A 17,127-nucleotide genomic window follows, 5' to 3' on the forward strand; every position below is an offset into this window, starting at 1 on the left:
AAAGGAGGATTTTTGCAATAAATAATAAAAACTAAGTATCTATTAATAATGAAAAAAATATCTCCATTTATTGTTTCTTATGTTGCAATTCTGCTTAACGTATGCTACTTAGGCTTATGGATTTATGCGTTTAATAAATATGATTTATATGAGGATTAAGTTAGTTTTTTTAAAAAATTTATTCCTTTTTCTTATTTCGAATTGGTTTTGATAGCCTTATCTGTATTTTCAATAATTGTTTTTGCAAGAAGTAAGGTGCCAATAAACAATGTTTTGTTAATTGTGCAAATAGGATTAACAATTTTATTTATATGGCAATTTCTTTAAAATGTTGAGTCCCTATATTTAATAGAAAACACTTTGACATTGTATATTTTTGACTAATGGACTATTTTTATTTACATACATGTTAAGGAATCTGTAAGAGCGACTGGTAAAAGCGGAATCAGTAACCTTCAGAATATCAGTTTTCCATCGTCCTGAATGTCTATAAGTTCTCTATCGTTCGGAAAGTCAAGTTTATCCGAGGACCATGCGGAACTTTGGTAGGAGGGAGCCGATGTAACCAATGAGTCTGCGTCTGGTCTTTCATGATCAATAAACTGCCATTTTCAAGGTTGATATCAATTTTTTCCTTGCTTTCTTTATGCTTGAAGCAGAACTTCCTTTCCGCCCCAAAAGTAAGGGAAGCAATAGCACCATTTTTTTTGAGATCTTTTTCGCCATCACTATGCCAAGCCATACCTTCCGATCCATCGTGATAGAGATTCAAAAGACAAGAATTAAAAGTCTCTCCTGATGCTTTTTCAACCAGCTGCTTAAGGTCCAATAAAACATCATTCCAAGGCAGGGCAACTTTTTGAATGCCTGAATAGGTATATTCAAAGCGCCGATCTCCATACCAGGCAACCTTTCTTTTCGTTTCGATATGCTTTCCAAAAATCACCGCCTGATCAGGCTTCCAAGCAATTTCATGCCATAACGCATCATAAAAATAGCGCTGTTTATCTGTAATAACGCCATAATAATGCACCGTACCTTCATAGGGCAACAAATTCTTCTCAGGATCTGCGAAATTGAATAACATCATATCTTAAACCGAAGGTTGATTTTCTGGATATAATTGCGCTTGTTCCCATCCAATGATGGCAGATTTCCGGATCGGTTCCCATCGATATCCACCCAACTTACCAGAACCTTGGATCACCCGATGACAGGGGATCAGAAATGCTATCGGATTTTGTCCAATGGCTGTTCCTACTGCTCTCGATGCTTTTGGATGGTTGATCTTATCGGCAATAGACTGATAGGTCCTTAACTCCCCAGAAGGGATCTCCAATAACGCTTGCCAAACCTTTAATTGGAAAGGAGTGCCTTTCAGATGCAATTTGATGTTGGAAAGCGAAGCTTCCTCACCATTGAAAATCTGCATCGCATCGCTGTGGAAGGATGTTTCCATTTCCTTGAAATCCGCCTGCTTAAATCTCGATTTAAGCTCTAGCAAACCATCTTCACCTTCCGATACAAAGGCCATATAGCAAAGCCCTTTTTCGGTTGAACCCAACAGGCACATCCCAAATGGACTAGGCTGGTAGCTGTACTTGATCAGCAATCCTTGGCCATCGTTCTTGAAAGTAGCCGGACTCATACCTTCAATCTGTACAAAAAGATCGTGTAACCGACTGGTACTGCTTACACCGGTTAGGATATGGGTGTCAAAAAGATTGTGTTCTTTTCCTCGCAATAATTTTTTAGCATAATCCAATTGTAAGTATTGAAGGAATTTTTTCGGACTTGTGCCTGCCCATTCACTAAAAAGCCGCTGAAAATGATAGGGACTTAAATGTACATGTTCGGCCAGATCCTCCAAACTGGGTTTCTGTTGGAAATTATCTTGTAAATATTGGATAGCTTTTGCAATCCGATTATAATTAATCTCTTGTTGTGTTCTTTCCATACTCAAATTTCCAACCTTTCCCACAATTATAAAATCCGATTCTTGCTAAATGTTTAGCTAAAAACTTATTTAGCCAAGTATCCACCATCCACTGGGTAGTAAGATGCTGTAACAAAGGATGATTTTTCTGATGCCAACCATAAGGTCAACTCGGCTACTTCCTCTGGTTTACCTAAGCGTTGGAAGGCATGTTGGGTTTCTAAAAATTTCAAACTAGCCTCATCCATCGCATTATCAACCAATGGGGTAGAAATAAATCCAGGGCCTATGGCATTGATACGAACCCCTTTGGTGGCATATTCCCATCCTGCGGCCTTGGTCAATCCAACAACACCATGCTTTGCAGCTACATAGGCCGAAGAGTTGGCAAAGCCAACAGATCCTAAAATGGATGCCATATTGATAATGCTACCACCTACTTTTTCAATTTCAGGAATCTGATAATGCATACCGTAGAATACACCATTCAGGTTGATGTCGATAACTTTTTTCCAACCTTCAATCGATAGGTCAGCAACTGCTGCGGCATCTCCACCGATTCCTGCATTGTTCACTGCGATATGTAATGCGCCAAAATTTTCGATGGCAGCTTCCACAATTTTCTTATTGTCTTCCGGAGAGGCAGAATCTGCTTTGATGAAGATCACATTTCCTTCTCCTAAATTGTTGATCAGTTCATTGCCCAATTTATCATTGAGATCCGATATCACCACTTTGGCACCTTCTTTAACAAATAATTCTACAATGGCTTTTCCAATACCTGAGGCTCCCCCAGTTACGATGGCTACTTTGTTTTCAAGTTGTTTCATAAGTATTGCTTTCTTTATATTCCTAATTTAAGCAACTAATATTTAGGAAACTGTGATCAAAATCACTACGAAGAATGATTATGACTTTCCAAGGAAGAATACCAAACAAGCTTACATTAATTTGATAAATCCTTTCGCGGAAAATCTGTTGAACCGTCATCCAGAATAATAGCCGACCCTCTTCCATATTCATTGCTATAAACCTTGATCAAAACACCTACCGAAGAAAGGATCAAAGGACCAAAAATCAAACCCAACATGCCGAACATTTTTAATCCCAATAACACCCCAAATACAGTTATCAATGGAGGAACATTGCCTAAGGTCTTCAGGATGGTAAATCGGAGGATATTATCGATACTTCCAATTAGGATTAGACCATAAAGTAATATACCAATGCCATTTCCAGTCTGTCCAGAAGCCAGAGTAATGATGCCTAAAGGAATATAGATGGTCATGGTACCTAATACCGGTACAATGGATGCTACTCCTGTTAAGATGCCCATCAAAATGAAATTATCCACATCAAAGATCCAATACCCCAGCATAGCAACTACCCCTTGACATGCCCCTAGGATTGGAATACCGATCGCATTCGATCTCACCATGGAATCTACCTCATGCCAGATCTCATCCTTACTCCTTGGAGAAAAGGGAATAGCTTTAATGATATATTCTTCCATCTTGCGACCATGGACCTGCATAAAATACAGTACAAAGAAGGTCACCAATATATTAACACCAACCTCAGCCACGGAATTCAATATGCTGGGCACATATTTCGTAAACCGTTGCAACATGGCCAATAAAGCCTCATCAGACATGTCTATATCCTTTAGAAAAGGCTTGTCTGCCATGTATTCTTTCAACAGGTTGAATTGAGAAACGATCTGGTCCGTATTCCCTAAAAAAGACGTGATCTGAGGAATCAGGTAATCTACGATCGCCCATATCGGCAAAACAATAAAAACAATGGATAAGAGAATGAACATAATGCTGGTCAGCGTTTTGTTGCCTCTCCGAACTTCCGTTAGGTAAAAAAAGTTCTTTCTAAATAAAATATATAAGGTGATGGCACCAAGAAATCCTGGCAAGTAGTAAAAAAGGTTCTTGAAAATAATGATACCGATCAGGATAATAATCAATATTAACATGATCTGGTTGATGGAATTGTTGTTGATTTGCTTGATTCTCATATTGCGCGATTTCCTAAGCAATTTAAGCAAATCTTAAGGAATTCTTGCCAAGAAGAATCTTTTGTATAAAAAAAGAGCTCCATCTCAAAAAGATGGAGCTCTTCTGTATAAGATTAAGCTTATGCGCCTAATTGAACGCGTTTGAAAGCTGTAACTGTTAATCCTTTAGCTACGGTATCTAAGAATTGAGCAATATTTTTAGAAGAATCTTTTACGAACTCTTGGTTCAATAAAGTAGAATCTTTGTAGAATTTGTTCAATTTACCTGCAGCGATTTTCTCAACCATTTCTTCTGGTTTACCTTCCGCACGGATTTGATCTTTAGCGATCTCTAATTCACGCTCGATAGTTTTTGAATCAACACCATCTTTATCGATAGCAACTGGGTTCATAGCAGCGATTTGCATAGCTACGTCTTTTCCAGCCTCTTCAACACCATCAGCATCAGCAGAAAGTCCTACCAATACACCTAAACGGTAGTTACCGTGGATATAAGCAACAACTTTCTCAGCATTTACAGCTTCGTATTTAGATACTTCGATTTTCTCTCCGATTTTACCAGTTTGGTCGATCAATAAATCAGCGATTTTAGTTCCACCGATTTCTAATGCTTTTAGGTCTTCCAATGAAGCAGGTGCGTTGTTTAATGCAACATCAGCAATTGATTCAGCGAAAGCGATGAAGTCAGCATTTTTAGCTACGAAGTCAGTCTCACAGTTTACTTCAACAACGATACCTGATTTACCATCAGCTGCTGCTTTAGCAATGATTACTCCTTCGTTAGAGTCACGGTCTTGACGGCTAGCTGCAACTTTAGCACCTTTTTTACGAAGGTAATCTACTGCTGCTTCGAAGTCTCCATTTGCTTCGATCAAAGCTTTTTTACAATCCATCATACCAGCGCCAGTTTGTTGACGCAATTTGTTTACATCTGATGCAGAAATTTGTACTGACATAGTATATTTTTTTTTAAAATTACGATTGAAGTGTTAACATTCCGTTCTTGAAAGAATAACAGTATGTTAATTTAAAAAAAACCGGACAGACAGGGGAGGTAAAAGGAAGCTCATCTTCCAGAAACCAACACTTGTCTATCCGGCTTATCTAATAGAATATATTATTCTACGTCTTTTGCTTTACGAGTGCGTTTTCCTGGAGTAGCTTCTGTAGCTTCACCATTGTCAACTGCTGCTTTTGATGCTGCAGCTTCTTTTTCCGCGTCCTCTTCTTTATCGCGCTTGCGCTCTTCTAAACCTTCTGTGATTGCTTTTCCGATTACACTAGCGATTAAGCTGATGGATTTTGTCGCATCATCATTCGCAGGAATTGGGAAGTCAATGTTGGTAGGGTCAGAGTTTGTATCAACCATTGCAAAAGTAGGGATGTTCAATTTCATCGCTTCAGCAACAGCAATATGCTCTTTCTTAACGTCGATGATGAACAAAGCTGCTGGCAAACGGTTCAAGTCTGCGATACCTCCTAAAAGGTTCTCTAACTTGATACGCTCACGTTGAATCATCAATTTCTCTTTTTTAGACAATACATCGTAAGTGCCATCTTTTTGCATCTTATCAATGTTTGACATTTTCTTGATTGATTTACGTACTGTCGCGAAGTTTGTAAGCATACCACCTAACCAACGTTCTGTTACGAAAGGCATGTTAACTGCTTTTGCTTGCTCAGCGATAATTTCTTTTGCTTGTTTCTTTGTTGCTACAAATAATACTTTACGACCTGATTTTACGATTTGTTTGATAGCTGAAGCAGCCTCATCCAATTTCGTAAGAGTTTTGTTCAAGTCAATAATGTGGATACCGTTGCGTTCCATGAAAATGTACTTAGCCATTTTCGGATCCCACTTACGAGTAAGGTGACCAAAGTGAACACCTGCATCCAATAATTCTTGATATGTTGTTCTTGCCATTTTTTGATCCTCCTGATATTAACGTTTACTGAATTGGAATCTTCTACGTGCTTTACGACGTCCTGGTTTCTTACGCTCAACCATACGGTCATCACGTGTCATCAAACCTTTAGCGCGTAATGCAGGTTTTACTTCTGGGTTAAGCTCTACTAACGCTTTAGCAATTGCTAAACGTACAGCTTCTGCTTGACCTTTAACTCCACCACCTTGAACATTAACGTTGATGTCAAAATTTGCAAGAGACTCTGCTACCAATAAAGATTGGGTAACAATGTACTGCAATGGTAATGTTGGGAAATATACTTTGTAATCTTTACCGTTTACAGTGATATTCCCGTTGCCAGCTGTTAAGTAGATGCGGGCAACAGCAGTTTTTCTTCTTCCTGAAGTGTTAGTTGTTGACATAGTCGTTCTCCTTAAAATTTAACTGGTTTTGGATTCTGTGCCTCATGCTTGTGCTCAGTTCCAGCATAAACATAAAGATTCTTGAATAATTGACGTCCTAAACGATTCTTAGGTAACATCCCGCGTACCGCTTTCTCGATGATGCGCTCAGGGTGTTTTGCCATTAACTCTTTTGGAGAAACGAAACGTTGACCACCTGGGTAGCCTGTGTAGCGAACATATACTTTGTCGCCCAACTTGTTTCCAGTCAATCTAATTTTGTCTGCATTGATAACAATCACGTTATCTCCACAGTCTACGTGTGGGGTGAATGAAGGCTTGTGTTTTCCACGGATCACTTTCGCGATCTCGCTTGCCAAGCGCCCCAAAATCTCGCCTTCAGCGTCAACAACGATCCACTCTTTGTTAACGGTGTTCTTGTTAGCAGAGACAGTTTTGTAACTTAACGTATTCACTTGCTTTTATTTAATTAATTAATATTTTTCTAATCCTTCTGTAATCACTACAATAAGGTCTGCAAAGGTAAGATATTTGTTTTCAATTTCCAAAATAAATTCCTACCTTGTTTTTGGTAGTTTTGTCTTTTATAAGCTGAAACCCTTAATGGAATATAACTAATGGAGAAAATATTTTTGCGCAGGCTTTGGATGGTGGGTATCATGTTGTTGCTGGGGACATTCGTGTTTGCTCAAGATTTGAAAGATAATAAAGAATACAAAGAAAAGCTTCAAGCCATTGAAGCTAAATTAAAGAGTGGTGATATCCCCGCAGCTTTGGCCGGAATTGAAGAGGTTCTTCAGAAATACCCTAAAGGTGCGGAGATGTTCTATGCCAAATCATTATTGTATGCCCAGGCTAGGAATTTTGATGTGGCCATTCCTGCTGCTCAACAGGCCGTGAACAACGATCCAGAAAATCTCATTTATAGAAATCACCTGTTAGAACTGTACAAAAGTAGTGGGGATCTGGATTCCGCTGTTGGATTGATAGACGAAGTTCTTGAAAATAACGATAAGTCCTCTGCCATTTACAGGGAAAAAGTGATGCTATTGCATGCCGCAAAACGATCAGATGAAGCCTTGGAGGTTATTGAACTGAGCAATGCTAAATTCGGAGAATCGGATACCCTGGATGTATTAAAAGCGGAGATTCTGATGGATATGGATAAAGATGGGGAAGCAGCAACGCTCTTGGGAAAATGGAGGCAGAAGAAATCCCCCATTAGACAAGTTTATAGTGCATTAAGTTTTCTGAACCTAGAAAATAATAAACCAAATGAATCTGTTAAGATCCTGATGGAAGGCTTGGAAAATACAAAGGATGATCTGCTTTACTTTGATCTTGCCGACGCCTATGTAGATCTAAAAAAGGAAAAACTTGCCTATGACGCCCTCAAAACAGGTTTTCAATCAAGTTCCATCGGTTATTTTGATAAACATCGGGTGATGTACAATGTCATGTCCATCAACCAAAACCTCAATCTGGATCAAAAGCAAGAATTGGCCAATATCCTGGTGCTAAAGCATCCACGCGTAGCAGATACCCACATGTTCAAAGGGGATGTGTTATGGCAAAAGGGAGAGCTGGACCAGGCGAAATCCCTATACCTTACCGCAGTCTCCATGCAACCGCAGTTAATAGACGCATGGCGAAAGTTGGTGGAATTGAATATTTCTTCGGGAGATACGGATCAAGCCATCCGAGATGGACAAGAAGGTCTTAAATTAAATCCAGGAAATGTCATGCTGACCTACTATATTGGTGTCGCTAATCTGGTGAAGAAGGATTTTGAGAATGCAAGAAAATATTTAGAAACGGCTTTGAACCAGAGCGAAAATGAAAACGCCTTTATACAGTCTACCATCTACACATCCCTAGGTGATCTTTACCACGAATTGAAAATGACCTCAGCCTCGGATGTCGCTTATGAGGAAGCAATCAAATTGGATTCTACCAACGTAGGAGCTATGAATAACTATGCTTATTACTTAGCACTCCGTAAATCCAACTTGGATGTTGCGGCTAAACATGCTGCCAAAGCCAATGACCTCAACCAAAAATCAGGCACTTTCCAGGATACCTATGCATGGGTGTTGTTCCAGCAGGAAAAATTCAAGGAAGCCTTGTACTGGATAGAGCAGGCGGTTAAGAATTCCGAAGGATCTGCCGTTCTGTTCGAACACTATGGGGATATCCTCATGAAACTAGGCCGTAATAAGGAAGCAATAAAACAATGGGAAAAAGCGTTGACCATGAGCGACAATAGTTCCGTAGATAAAGAAAAAATAAAACAGAAGATTAGTGAGAAGAAATATATTGAATAAAATCAGCCTCCTTTTGGTATTGGCGGTGCTGATGAATGCCTGTGGAAGCAAGAAACAAACGGTAAAAACAGACCCTACCTTGCCAAAGGCAAGCAATAATGAAGAATTGCTCCGAAATTTTGAATTGAGTAATCTTGATTTCCACACCTTCAACGGTCGTGCAAAAGCAAAAGTCGTGATGGGCAAAGAAGATCAAAATGTGACCTTGAATATTCGGATCGATAGGGGTAAAGCCATATGGATTTCTGTTACGGCCTTATTAGGCATCGAGGCTGCCCGGGTGATGATCACACCAGATAGCGTTAAGATCATGAATAAATTGCAAGGGGAGTATATTAAGAAACCATTCTCCTATATCTATAAATACACCAACCCAGGGATCTCCTACAGGATGTTGGAAGATATACTCGTGGGTAATATATCGGTGGAGATGTTGAGGACCGATCAATTGCAGGTTGCAACTTCTACGGATGATATACAGATCATCGGTGTGAAAGAAGGATTGACTTTCCATTATGGGGTAAATGCGCAGAATCGACCATTTAATTTTAATTTAATGGAATTGGGGAAGACAAATAAACTGGAAGCCAATTATTCAGACTATGCCATGATCGGAGCCTACAATTTTCCGCAGCGTTTCACGTTAAATGTGGAGGGATCTGGTGCAAAGGTTTCAGCAGATATGGCTTATAATAGGGCTGAATTCAATATTGCGAACGAAATGCCCTTTAACGTACCATCAAAATATAAGGTTATCAATTAATTATAAACCTCATTTAATAAAGAAATTATAGTTTTTTTTGTTTTCGTATTGTGTATATCCTTATTTTTGGAAGTTTTAACAAAACGACAAGATAGAATTTAGCGGTTCATGGATTTTAAAAAGATTGTATTAAGCATATTTTCCCTGTTTTTTTTAATTAGCCTTTCCTACGGTCAAAGTAGTGTGGAGTTGAAGAAACAGCGGGAAAGAATAGACAGAGAGATTGCCCAACTTCAGAAAGTATTGACAGCCAAAACTGCCGAAAAGTTACTTTCACAACGTGAAGTTGCCGCGCTAAGTAAACAATTGGACCTTCGCGAAAATAAAATCGGAACCATCAATAGTGAACTTCGAATCATCAACAATAATATTGCATCCAATAATAAGATCGTTGATAAACTGAAAGAAGAGCTCGAGAAAATGAGGCAGGATTATGAAAAGATGATCTTGTTCGCTTTCAGAAATAAGAACGGATACAATAAGATGATGTTCATATTCGCATCAAAAGATTTTAACCAAGCTTTTAAACGTATTAAGTACCTTCAACAATTTACCGATGCCCGGAAGATTAAAGTGTCAGAAATCGAAGGACATAAAAAGGAGATTGAGTTAAAGTTGGCGCAACTTCAGCGTGATAAACAGACCCAACAGAACCTATTAAAGGAACAACAAAAGGAAAGAGATATTATCGCGAAGGATAGGGCAGCCCATTCTTCAGAGTTGAACAAATTGGCACGCGAAGAACGTGGTTTCCGCGGACAGCTGACCAAAAAGCAACAAGAAAGAAAACGTATTGATGCAGCCATGAAGGCAGCGATCGCCCGTGAGGTTGAAGCCGCTCGTAAATTGGAAGAGGAGCGTCGTAGAAGAGCCGCAGAAGCAGAAGCTAAGAAATCCGGTACAACGGTAGCAGAAGCCGAAAAGAAAATCGAAAAGAAAACAGGATCGTCAGTCTTGAACAATACGCCAGAAGCAGCTAAATTATCTGCTGGATTCTCTTCGAACAGAGGTAGACTTCCTTGGCCAGTTTCACAAGGTAATATTGTTCGTAATTATGGAAATGTAGTGGTAGAACGGAACGTTCATGACTTCTATGATTATATCCGTATCCGAACATCAGAAGGAGCTCCGGTTAAGGCCGTTTTTGAAGGAACCGTTATCCAGGTGTTGAATATGGGTGGAACCGCGGTTGTCATCCAACATGGTGAGTATTTTACCGCATACTCCAACCTAAAATCAGCATCTGTTCGTAAAGGACAGAAGGTTTCTACAGGTACGGTAATTGGTTCCGCGGATTCAGATCCAGACGAAGGTTATTCCTTCATGGATTTGAGTATTTACAAGGGACAAACCCCTGTAAATCCGTCACAATGGATAGCAAGATAGTTACAGGGATTTTGTGATTTTATCGCTATATTTGTTAGATTTACATTAAGGAAGAATTAGTTAATTATTAAAAATATGTACACATCAGGATTATTATTTTTAGGTACAAACGAGATTATCATCATCGTGGTCGTAGTGTTATTGTTATTTGGGGGGAAGAAAATTCCTGAGTTGATGCGTGGATTGGGTCGTGGCGTGAAAGAATTCAAAGATGGCCAAAAGGAAAATCCAAACGCTAAAGATGAAGAATCAACAGAAAATAATACCAACAAAACACAAGCTTAATTGTGCTAGTTGACCACATGTAATAAAGGTTCTATAAAACAGAAATTGTTTTATAGAACCTTTTTGTTTTTAAACGAAGAACTAAAATTAAGTTTAACAGTACTTTACTGCGTATGAACAAAAAGATTAGTTTCCTAGTCACTTTAGGCCTAGGTGTTTTTCTAAATCTAGGCCAAGCCCAAGAAATAACCACAGAAGGATCTGCATTTTCGGATAATATTCAACAGGCATTTATTGTCCAGGTTGAAAAGGGAAAAGAGGAAATCATGCAACAGCTGGATTCCATTAAATCCGTAAATGGACATGCCATCGAGTTCAGTAATGAGGATATACTCATCGCACAGCGCATTCAGCGCATCCAGAAAACAATTCCCTTGGAATACAATGAACGGGTGAAGGCTTATCTGGATAAATATATCTCCAGAAATTATAAGCCTTATATGGAGAAGCTATTGGGTTTAGGCCAATATTACTTCCCGATATATGATAAGATCTTTGAAGAGCAGGGGATACCTGAAGAGGTGAAGTATCTTTCCGTTGTGGAATCTTCCCTGAATCCACATACCGTTTCTACTTCTGGTGCAGTTGGTCCTTGGCAGTTTATCTATGGAACAGCCAAGATCTATAACTTAGCCATGGATGGTAGTTATGATGAACGAAAGGACGTTTATTCTTCGTCCTATGCTGTTACAACTTATCTAAAGGAAGCTTACGACGAATTTAATGATTGGTTGTTGGCATTAGCCTCCTATAATTGTGGTAGGGGCTGTGTAAGGCGTGCTATACAAAGGTCGGGACTCTCCAGTCCGAGCTATTGGGAATTATCTCCATTCTTACCTAAGGAGACCCAAAATTACATTCCTAAATATGTGGCCATGACTTATGTTTTGAACCATGCAGAATTATATGGTTTGCAGCCGCAGAAGACAAATCTGTTAGCGGATAATAAGGTGATGATGTTGAACAAATCCATCAGCTTGGATAAGCTTGCTGGGAGTTTGGGCTTGTCTTTGGAGGTGTTGAAGGAGTTTAATCCTGCTTATAAGAAAGGAACAGTGTATGCTTCTAATGAAAAACCAAGAAGATTGGTTTTACCTTATCAGGCAAACTTTTCTGATTCATTGATATATGCTGCATTGAATAACCAGATTGTAGTTCCGGAAATAAAACAAGAATATGCGGTTGATGCTAAATTCTCTAAAAATATTGCTGCAGCGAAGAAGTCGAATGTTAAGACAAAACCGAATACGGTATTAAGTTATGTTACTCATACGGTTAGGAAGGGGGATACGTTGTCGGATATCGCACAGAAGTATCGCGGGGCAACGGTAAGTAGATTGAAGTCGGATAATAACCTTAGAGGCTCTAATTTAAGGATTGGCCAGAAGCTGAAGGTTTATAAAGGAAATAGTTAAATTTAAGAGGATTTTTCGCGTCATTGCGACCCTTTAATCGTCATTGCGAGGAACGAAGCAATCTTTCGATTAGTTCAAAGATTGCTTCGTCGTACCTCCTCGCAATGACGAATGTACCTCCTCGCAATGACGAATATATCTCCTCGCAATAACCTAAGTATTACGACAAATAAGCCGCATCCTCCGTATTATCATATTCCTCCAATTGAACTTCCACATGCTCCTTAAGAATAGTAGAAAGTTTCAATCCATAATAATCACTAAAAACAGGGAACTGATGATGACTGCGGTCAATTAAAACAGCAGTACGCATTCTTTTCAACGGAACATTAATAAACACTCCCAAGCCATACGCCAAAGTCCTACCACTATTCAAAACATCATCAATAAGAATAACCACCTTATTTTTCGCAGTTTCCAAAGGAACATCCGTAGTCGACTCCAAAGAACGTTTGGTCTTCTGTATATTCACCTTGATCAACTCAATGGATTTATCCGGAGCAATCTCCAACAATAGCTTCTGAAGACGCTGAGCAAAAACATACCCACGATCTGCAATACCCACTAAAACAATGGCAGGTTCATCAAAGTTGTCTTCGATGATCTGATAAGCGATACGTTTAGACTTCTGAAGGATTTGATCTTTGTTTAAAATAAGTGTTTTCTTAGACGACATGCTACCTTTTTTGTTCAGCGGTAAATTTAATAAAACTTTATAGAAATCCCCATCATCTCTAATGTAATGTTGTTATTTTGGGATATTGAAACTTCTAGGTCGTATATTGGGGGACCAGAAATAAATTTGTAAAGGATGTTTTATGGTTGGCTTCGCAGTAAAACCATACTGAAAGGATACTGAAAGTATGTAAAATGTATGCTTTACATACTTTCTTGTTGGTTTAACCCTGCTTTAACCCTACTTAAACCACGATTCTAACCTTAAATAAAACATATTTTGAAGACCTAGCTTGGAAGCCGTTGCAAGAAAATGGATAATAAAGGTTAAGATTAAGGCGGGAAGATTGCTTCGTCGTGCCTCCTCGCAATGACGGAGAAAGAATGAAATTATCTATTAGCTATATAAAAAAATAAAGTCCGAAAGTAAACACCTTCGGACTTTATTTTTTAAATATTATATATTAAAAATGGAACTAATTCAAATTTCCTTTTTCGTTGTTATTAGCATCAGCAGTCATCATTCTAGCGTTATCCAATTTCGGACGACCACCGTTGTAATAATAGCGTTTCCAATAAGCTTCATTTAGATTACTCACCATTACGCCTTTCGAAGAAGAGGCATGCGCGAATTTATCGTCTCCTAAATAAACACCTACATGCGTTATATTTCTACTTCTGATCTTGAAGAATACCAAGTCTCCTGCCTGTAATTCATTCTTACGGATAGGCGTTACATTATCGTATTGATTACGGCTATTGTAGCCAATGGTCGTGTTGAATACATTTTCATACACCGCCAAAGAGAATTTAGAACAATCGATACCTCTTTTGGAATCACCTCCAAGACGGTAAGGAGTGCCTAACCACTCGTAAACAAATTGATAAAGTTTGGTATTTGTCGTCGCGTTTACCGCAACACCCATGATTTGGGAGAAGTATTCTTTTGCTAGATTATCCGGGTCTGAGGATCTTTGGTTAGTTTGAGCCTGCGAGAATAGACATAAGCCTATGAAGAGCATCACTGCCACTAGTTTCTTTGTTTTCATTAAATCGCTTTTATATACAACCTTTTAGCTCCTCGAATCGTCCAAAATTGTTGACATTTTTCAAACGAGCTGAAGCAAATGTAAGACATACTGTATAGAATTCAAAACATTTTTTGATTCTTTTAACAAAGTTTTAACATATTTAACACTTCCTCTTTGTGGATAACTTTTGACAAAATCAAATTTATTTAGGCAGGTTTGAATAAAATCATCTCTCAATTGTTTAAACCAGTATTTTAAAAATATTTTAACAAATCCTCTTGTATGTAATAATATTTATAATATATTTGAAAAAACAAACAATAAATTGATGTATAACAGCACTATTATTATTACAATTATTATTACCACCGGGAGAAATCTAGCGGAGGAATGATTCTATTGTATAGTAATTAGTACAGATATAAGAAGCCTTCCTCATCCAGGAAGGCTTTTTTGTTGTGTATCAATGCTAAACAGTAAAAATAAACCCAAAAGAATGAAAGTTTTAAAATTTGGCGGAACATCCGTAGGTTCCGTAGAAAGTATTCAAGCCGTACTTCAGATCGTAAAGAAATCTTATGATGCTGGCGAAAAGCCTTTAGTTGTATTATCGGCCATGTCAGGGATCACTAATCTATTGACCAAAATGGCTGAAGATGCGGCAGAAGGGAAACCTTTTCAAGACGATCTTAAACTAATGGAAGACCGTCATTTTGAAGTCGTCAAAAAATTGATCGCTGTAAAATACCAAAACCCGGTCCTCACCAAACTTAAGCTCTTGATCAATGAACTGGAAGATCTTCTCCAGGGTATTGCTGTATTAAAAGAGTTGAGTGATCAAAGTAAGGATCTCATTGTTTCCTTTGGCGAACGTTGCAGCAATTTTCTGGTGGCCAAGATCATGGAACAAGAAATACCGGTTTCCACGTATATCAATGCTTCCCATTACATAAAAACAGATGATAATTTTGGAAATGCACATTTGAATGAAGCATTGAGCCATCAGCTCATCCAAGCTTTAGCATTAACCCACGCTGATAAATTGTTGTTTGTAACTGGTTTTATCGGTTCCAACGACAAAGGTAGGATCACTACTTTAGGTCGAGGTGGTTCAGACTATACCGCTGCCATTTTCGGATCGGTGTTGAACGCTACGGCCATCGAAATCTGGACCGATGTAAATGGTATGCTAACAGCAGACCCAAGAATTGTAAAAAAGGCCTTCTCCTTACCGATTCTCTCTTATACAGAGGCTATGGAACTTTCTTATTTTGGGGCGAAGGTAATCTATCCACCTACCATGGTGCCTGCCTTTATGAAAAAGATACCCATCGTTATCCGCAATACTTTTCAACCGGAATTTCCAGGCACGGTCATTCAATTTGAAAGTGGAAAGTCCAATTTTCCTATAAAGGGAATTTCCTCTATTGCTGATGTATCCGTGATCAATCTAACCGGGAGTGGAATGGTAGGGAAATCCGGATTCAGTGGGCGTTTATTTACGCTGTTGGCAAGAGAACAGATCAATGTCATTCTGATTACCCAGTCTTCCAGCGAACACAGTATCACTTTTGCGGTCCATCCCAATGATGCAAGAAAGTCTGTTAACCTGATCAAAAACGAATTTGAACTGGAATTAATGGCGAATAAATTGAGTGTCCCGGTACTGGAAGATGGACTTTCCATCCTCGCTATTGTTGGAGAAAACATGAAACGTACGCCTGGCATGTCCGGCCGGCTTTTTCATGCTTTAGGTAGGAACGGGATCAATGTGCGGGCAATCGCCCAGGGTTCTTCCGAATTCAACATCTCGGTAATTATCAATAATGAAGACCTATCCAAGGCTTTAAATGCAGTACATGATGCTTTTTTTGCTGAATTGAAAAAGACCTTGCATGTGTTCAATATTGGAACGGGAAACATTGGTTCCACGCTCTTTAAACAGCTACATGAACAACATGATTTTTTATTGGATCAAAATGATATTGAAATCAAAGTGGTCGGCATTTCCAATTCCAGGAAAATGGGCTTTAATCCGGAAGGGTTTGATTTGGGGAATTGGCAGGAAGAATTGGAAAACCAGGGGGAGGTCGCTGACCTGGGCACATTTATCGGCCAAATGAAAGCCCTTAATTTACCGAACTGTGTTTTTATTGATAATACAGCCAGTAAATTGCCTTCCACTTATTATGAGGAGATCTTCAGATCAAATATTTCCGTTGTCACCTGTAATAAGATTGCAAATTCAGGCGATTATGCCCAATATAGACTATTACATGATACCGCGAGAAAACATGGTGTGGATTTCTTTTACGAAACCAATGTTGGCGCAGGATTGCCGATAGTGCGTGTATTGAAAGATCTTATGATGAGTGGCGACCGCATCATCAAGATTGAAGCGATCCTATCGGGCACCATCTCCTATATTTTCAATAATTTTAAAGGGGATGCTTCTTTTTATGAGGTGGTGAAAAAAGCACAGGAACTGGGCTATACCGAACCGGATCCAAGAGATGACCTGGGTGGAATAGATTTTATGCGGAAAATGCTCATCCTTGCAAGGGATGCAGGTCATGTGATAGAATCGGAATCCGTAAAACTAGGGAATATCCTGCCGGAAAGTTGCCTTCAGGCCAGTTCTGTAGATGAGTTTTATGCGGAGCTATTAAAGGCGGATGAATTTTTCAATAAAATGAAATCGGAAGCTGCCAAGCAGAATAAAGTGATTCGCTATATTGGAACATTGGAAAATGGTGAAGTAGCCATCAATCTGCAGATGTTGGATGATAAGCATCCATTTTATGCGCTTTCTGGATCTGATAATATTATTTCCTTCACTACAGAACGATATAAGGATAGACCTTTGGTCGTAAAAGGCCCTGGGGCAGGAGCAGAAGTAACAGCAGCAGGCGTTTTTGCTGATCTGGTGAATGTTGGTGCGTAATCATTGAAAATTA

At 38.9% G+C, this 17,127-nt stretch carries 16 protein-coding genes; 6 read left to right on the forward strand and 10 right to left on the reverse strand.

All coding sequences use genetic code 11. From position 1 onward, the window contains the following. Positions 1-487: 487 nt before the first annotated feature. The 8 genes from E3D81_RS09835 to rplM form a co-directional block, all read right to left on the reverse strand. A complete protein-coding gene (locus E3D81_RS09835; protein WP_134777297.1) occupies positions 488-1,090 on the reverse strand; it encodes an alpha-ketoglutarate-dependent dioxygenase AlkB family protein in 603 nt (200 codons plus the stop codon). A gap of 3 nt (positions 1,091-1,093) precedes the next feature. Next, complete coding sequence (locus E3D81_RS09840) at positions 1,094-1,957, reverse strand: methylated-DNA--[protein]-cysteine S-methyltransferase (RefSeq protein WP_134777298.1); 864 nt, start codon at positions 1,955-1,957, stop codon at positions 1,094-1,096. 65 nt (positions 1,958-2,022) lie between these two features. After that, the gene (locus E3D81_RS09845) at positions 2,023-2,766 is read right to left on the reverse strand and encodes an SDR family NAD(P)-dependent oxidoreductase (protein ID WP_099366333.1); all 744 of its coding nucleotides are present in this window, start codon (positions 2,764-2,766) and stop codon (positions 2,023-2,025) included. 116 nt (positions 2,767-2,882) lie between these two features. Continuing rightward, the gene (locus E3D81_RS09850) at positions 2,883-3,962 is read right to left on the reverse strand and encodes an AI-2E family transporter (protein WP_134777299.1); all 1,080 of its coding nucleotides are present in this window, start codon (positions 3,960-3,962) and stop codon (positions 2,883-2,885) included. A 119-nt stretch (positions 3,963-4,081) separates the two neighbouring features. After that, the gene (gene tsf / locus E3D81_RS09855) at positions 4,082-4,918 is read right to left on the reverse strand and encodes a translation elongation factor Ts (protein WP_099366335.1); all 837 of its coding nucleotides are present in this window, start codon (positions 4,916-4,918) and stop codon (positions 4,082-4,084) included. A gap of 161 nt (positions 4,919-5,079) precedes the next feature. Beyond that, positions 5,080-5,886, reverse strand: a complete 807-nt coding sequence (gene rpsB / locus E3D81_RS09860; protein ID WP_099366336.1) for a 30S ribosomal protein S2 — start codon at positions 5,884-5,886, stop codon at positions 5,080-5,082. A gap of 18 nt (positions 5,887-5,904) precedes the next feature. Continuing rightward, entirely contained in the window at positions 5,905-6,291 is a 387-nt protein-coding gene (gene rpsI / locus E3D81_RS09865; protein WP_099366337.1) for a 30S ribosomal protein S9, read from the reverse strand. A gap of 11 nt (positions 6,292-6,302) precedes the next feature. Continuing rightward, on the reverse strand, positions 6,303-6,746 hold the full coding sequence (rplM, locus tag E3D81_RS09870) for a 50S ribosomal protein L13 (protein ID WP_094255220.1): 444 nt from the start codon (positions 6,744-6,746) through the stop codon (positions 6,303-6,305). Positions 6,747-6,908: 162 nt separating this feature from the next. Between rplM and E3D81_RS09875 the strand changes: the two genes are divergently transcribed. From E3D81_RS09875 to E3D81_RS09895, 5 genes are all read left to right on the forward strand, one after another. Further along, complete coding sequence (locus E3D81_RS09875) at positions 6,909-8,615, forward strand: tetratricopeptide repeat protein (RefSeq protein ID WP_134777300.1); 1,707 nt, start codon at positions 6,909-6,911, stop codon at positions 8,613-8,615. Continuing rightward, positions 8,593-9,378, forward strand: coding sequence for a DUF4292 domain-containing protein (locus E3D81_RS09880; RefSeq protein ID WP_245153189.1), 786 nt, complete (start codon positions 8,593-8,595; stop codon positions 9,376-9,378). Before E3D81_RS09875 ends, E3D81_RS09880 begins: the two co-directional genes overlap by 23 nt. A gap of 108 nt (positions 9,379-9,486) precedes the next feature. Next, a complete protein-coding gene (locus tag E3D81_RS09885; protein WP_134777301.1) occupies positions 9,487-10,764 on the forward strand; it encodes a murein hydrolase activator EnvC family protein in 1,278 nt (425 codons plus the stop codon). Positions 10,765-10,839: 75 nt separating this feature from the next. Continuing rightward, complete coding sequence (locus E3D81_RS09890) at positions 10,840-11,049, forward strand: twin-arginine translocase TatA/TatE family subunit (protein ID WP_099366340.1); 210 nt, start codon at positions 10,840-10,842, stop codon at positions 11,047-11,049. Positions 11,050-11,162: 113 nt separating this feature from the next. Continuing rightward, the gene (locus tag E3D81_RS09895) at positions 11,163-12,464 is read left to right on the forward strand and encodes a lytic transglycosylase domain-containing protein (RefSeq protein ID WP_134777302.1); all 1,302 of its coding nucleotides are present in this window, start codon (positions 11,163-11,165) and stop codon (positions 12,462-12,464) included. A 160-nt stretch (positions 12,465-12,624) separates the two neighbouring features. On the opposite strand, the gene E3D81_RS09900 is transcribed toward E3D81_RS09895, so the two are convergent. Together E3D81_RS09900 and E3D81_RS09905 are read right to left on the reverse strand one after the other, a co-directional pair. Next, positions 12,625-13,140 (reverse strand): phosphoribosyltransferase family protein, encoded by a 516-nt coding sequence (locus E3D81_RS09900; protein WP_099366342.1) that lies wholly within the window; start codon positions 13,138-13,140, stop codon positions 12,625-12,627. Between the two features lie 475 nt (positions 13,141-13,615). Continuing rightward, positions 13,616-14,188 carry a C40 family peptidase gene (locus tag E3D81_RS09905; RefSeq protein WP_099366343.1) on the reverse strand — a complete coding sequence of 191 codons (573 nt, stop codon included), beginning with the start codon at positions 14,186-14,188 and terminating at the stop codon, positions 13,616-13,618. 478 nt (positions 14,189-14,666) lie between these two features. On the opposite strand from E3D81_RS09905, the gene thrA reads away from it, so the two are divergent. After that, complete coding sequence (gene thrA, locus E3D81_RS09910) at positions 14,667-17,114, forward strand: bifunctional aspartate kinase/homoserine dehydrogenase I (RefSeq protein ID WP_134777303.1); 2,448 nt, start codon at positions 14,667-14,669, stop codon at positions 17,112-17,114. Positions 17,115-17,127: the final 13 nt, after the last annotated feature.

It is taken from the genome of Sphingobacterium sp. CZ-2 (assembly GCF_004526235.1).
In the GTDB taxonomy this organism is placed as follows: domain Bacteria; phylum Bacteroidota; class Bacteroidia; order Sphingobacteriales; family Sphingobacteriaceae; genus Sphingobacterium; species Sphingobacterium tenebrionis.

What these genes read in the sequence shown, in the direction of transcription:
- thrA (WP_134777303.1), top strand. Translation starts at nt 14,667, where the DNA reads ATGAAAGTTTTAAAATTTGGCGGAACATCCGTAGGTTCCGTAGAAAGT.
- tsf (WP_099366335.1), bottom strand. Translation starts at nt 4,918, where the DNA reads ATGTCAGTACAAATTTCTGCATCAGATGTAAACAAATTGCGTCAACAA.
- E3D81_RS09890 (WP_099366340.1), top strand. Translation starts at nt 10,840, where the DNA reads ATGTACACATCAGGATTATTATTTTTAGGTACAAACGAGATTATCATC.
- E3D81_RS09885 (WP_134777301.1), top strand. Translation starts at nt 9,487, where the DNA reads ATGGATTTTAAAAAGATTGTATTAAGCATATTTTCCCTGTTTTTTTTA.
- E3D81_RS09900 (WP_099366342.1), bottom strand. Translation starts at nt 13,140, where the DNA reads ATGTCGTCTAAGAAAACACTTATTTTAAACAAAGATCAAATCCTTCAG.
- rpsI (WP_099366337.1), bottom strand. Translation starts at nt 6,291, where the DNA reads ATGTCAACAACTAACACTTCAGGAAGAAGAAAAACTGCTGTTGCCCGC.
- E3D81_RS09845 (WP_099366333.1), bottom strand. Translation starts at nt 2,766, where the DNA reads ATGAAACAACTTGAAAACAAAGTAGCCATCGTAACTGGGGGAGCCTCA.
- E3D81_RS09835 (WP_134777297.1), bottom strand. Translation starts at nt 1,090, where the DNA reads ATGATGTTATTCAATTTCGCAGATCCTGAGAAGAATTTGTTGCCCTAT.
- E3D81_RS09895 (WP_134777302.1), top strand. Translation starts at nt 11,163, where the DNA reads ATGAACAAAAAGATTAGTTTCCTAGTCACTTTAGGCCTAGGTGTTTTT.
- E3D81_RS09850 (WP_134777299.1), bottom strand. Translation starts at nt 3,962, where the DNA reads ATGAGAATCAAGCAAATCAACAACAATTCCATCAACCAGATCATGTTA.
- E3D81_RS09840 (WP_134777298.1), bottom strand. Translation starts at nt 1,957, where the DNA reads ATGGAAAGAACACAACAAGAGATTAATTATAATCGGATTGCAAAAGCT.
- E3D81_RS09905 (WP_099366343.1), bottom strand. Translation starts at nt 14,188, where the DNA reads ATGAAAACAAAGAAACTAGTGGCAGTGATGCTCTTCATAGGCTTATGT.
- E3D81_RS09875 (WP_134777300.1), top strand. Translation starts at nt 6,909, where the DNA reads ATGGAGAAAATATTTTTGCGCAGGCTTTGGATGGTGGGTATCATGTTG.
- rpsB (WP_099366336.1), bottom strand. Translation starts at nt 5,886, where the DNA reads ATGGCAAGAACAACATATCAAGAATTATTGGATGCAGGTGTTCACTTT.